The organism is Mesorhizobium sp. M7A.F.Ca.CA.001.08.2.1 (assembly GCF_003998455.1).
In the GTDB taxonomy this organism is placed as follows: domain Bacteria; phylum Pseudomonadota; class Alphaproteobacteria; order Rhizobiales; family Rhizobiaceae; genus Mesorhizobium; species Mesorhizobium ciceri.
Window position 1 is genome coordinate 1 of the sequence record NZ_RZPW01000910.1, and the last position, 2,244, is coordinate 2,244.

2 protein-coding genes are annotated in these 2,244 nt (G+C 64.6%); both read right to left on the reverse strand.

What is annotated here, in order from left to right; translation table 11 throughout:
* Positions 1-274: 274 nt before the first annotated feature.
* The gene (gene ubiA / locus EN914_RS32775; protein WP_024503590.1) at positions 275-1,258 is read right to left on the reverse strand and encodes a 4-hydroxybenzoate octaprenyltransferase; all 984 of its coding nucleotides are present in this window, start codon (positions 1,256-1,258) and stop codon (positions 275-277) included.
* Between the two features lie 68 nt (positions 1,259-1,326).
* Positions 1,327-2,238 carry a LysR family transcriptional regulator gene (locus EN914_RS32780; RefSeq protein ID WP_024503591.1) on the reverse strand — a complete coding sequence of 304 codons (912 nt, stop codon included), beginning with the start codon at positions 2,236-2,238 and terminating at the stop codon, positions 1,327-1,329.
* Positions 2,239-2,244: the final 6 nt, after the last annotated feature.

A 2,244-nucleotide genomic window follows, 5' to 3' on the forward strand; every position in this document is an offset into this window, starting at 1 on the left:
AAAAGGAACGCCCGCCAGGACCCATCACCTTCACCCAAGGCCTCAGACGCTTCAACGCCATCGTCGACGGCTTCGTTCTCGCCTCACAAAAATGAACCCGAAGCAAATGTGTGCGCACGCTAGCCCCCTGTGGGAGAAGGTGGCCGAGCGAAGCTCGGTCGGATGAGGGGTGTTCCAGCTTGGCAATGCCGGCGTTCCGTCACGCACCCCTCAACCGTCTTGGCGCTGCGCGCCAATCCACCTTCTCCCACAAGGGGAGAAGGAAGAAGCGCCGCTAAACCAGCGGCTTCAGAGCCACCCACACAGCGCCGCCGATCAGGCCGAGGAAGATCAGCCAGCCGACCTGGTTGTTCGACCTGAACAGCCGTAGGCATTGGTCCGGATTGTCGATATCCAACACGGCGATCTGCCGCACCATATGGGCGCCGGCGGCGATCAGCCCGGCCAGCGCCACCACCGGCGCCTGCGCCGACGCGAAGGCGATGGCGAAGCAGATCAGCGCGCCGCCATAAAGTCCGGCCAGCCAGGCCTTGGTGTTGTCGCCGAACAGGCGTGCCGTCGAGCGCACGCCGACAATGGCGTCATCTTCCTTGTCCTGGTGCGCGTAGATCGTGTCGTAGCCGATCACCCACAGGATCGAGCCGATATAGAGCATGACAGCAGGCCCATCGAGATCGCCGAACTCGACCGCCCATCCCATCAGCGCGCCCCAGGAAAAAGCAAGGCCGAGTACAAGTTGGGGCCAGTTGGTTATCCGCTTCATGAACGGGTAAATGGCTATGACCGCCAGCGAACAGATGCCGAGCAGGACGGCGAAGCTGTTGAACTGGATGAGCACGACAAGGCCGACCAGGGCCTGCAGGACGAGAAACAGCCATGCCCGCCGGCGCGTCGCCTTGCCTGACGGCAGCGGTCGCGAGCGCGTGCGCTCCACCTGGCTGTCGATGTCCTCGTCGACGAGGTCGTTGTAGGTGCAGCCGGCGCCGCGCATGGCGATGGCCCCGACCAGGAAAAGCACGAGATACAAAGGCGCTGGCAGCAGCGAGAGCAGCGGGTCGCCCGGACGCGGATAGGCGCTCGCCGCCAAGGCCGCCGACCACCAGCACGGCCACAGCAGCAGTTGCCAGCCTATCGGCCTGTCCCACCGCGCAAGCTGCGCATAGGGCCATATCGAGCGCGGCAGCACGCGGTAGACCCAATGGCCGTTCGGCGCATCGGCGACACGGCCCTGGGCCGCTTTCGACTGGATGGTTTCCATGCCCATGGAGTGGCAGCAGCGGCGGAAACCGTCAAGCGGCAAGCGGAGACGCGGCGCCCGTCAGCCTTTCACGAGGCAAAGATGTCGCGGGTGGCGAACCAGTCCTTGGCCACCTCGACGAAGGCCAGCGCTGCATTCGACACACGCTGATGCGTGTCATAGGTAAGCAGGATCCGCTGCATGGGCAGCGGATCGGACAGCGGCCTGCAGATGAGCGGCAGCCCGTCATAGCTGCGGTCGCCATGCGGGCGGGTGTAGCTGACCGCAACGCCGAAGCCGTTGGCGACCATGCTCCGTTGCAGTTCGAACGAGCTTGTCGTCATGTCGGCCACAGGCGAAAGGCCGCGGCTGCGGAACAGGTCGAGCATATGCTGCCAGCTGTGCGGCTGGTCGGTGGTGATCAGCGGATAGGCGGCCAGATCGGCAAGGCTGACCGACGGGCGATCCGCCAGGGCATGGCCTGCCGGCAACAGCGCGTGCGGGCGAAGTTCACGCAGCAGGATGCGGGCGAAATGCGTCGGCAGGCTGAGATCATAGGTCAGGCCGAGATCGATGGCCGCGTCACCCAGCCGTCGACCCAGCGTCTCGAACGTCTCGTCGCGAACGACGATCTTGACGGCCGGATAGCGTTCGGAGAAGGCGCGGATCAAAGCCGGCGCGAAGAAAGGCGCCAGATCCTCGAAGCATCCCAGCACCAACTCGCCGCTGACAGCCGATTTGCCTGAACCCAGGCCGATGAGTTCCTCCGTTTCGGTGAGAACCTGCCTTGCCTTGGCCACGACGGCGCGGCCGAACGATGTCGGCGACACGCCGCTTCCCCGCTGGCGGACGAACAGTTTCTGGCCGAAATTCTTTTCGACCGCGTCGATGGCCACCGAGATCGACGGCTGAGAGACGTTCAGCATCTTTGCCGCGCCGGTGACGCTGCCGTGACGCGCCACGGCAACCAGATAGCGTAGCTGCGTGAGAGTCACACTCATAGAGGC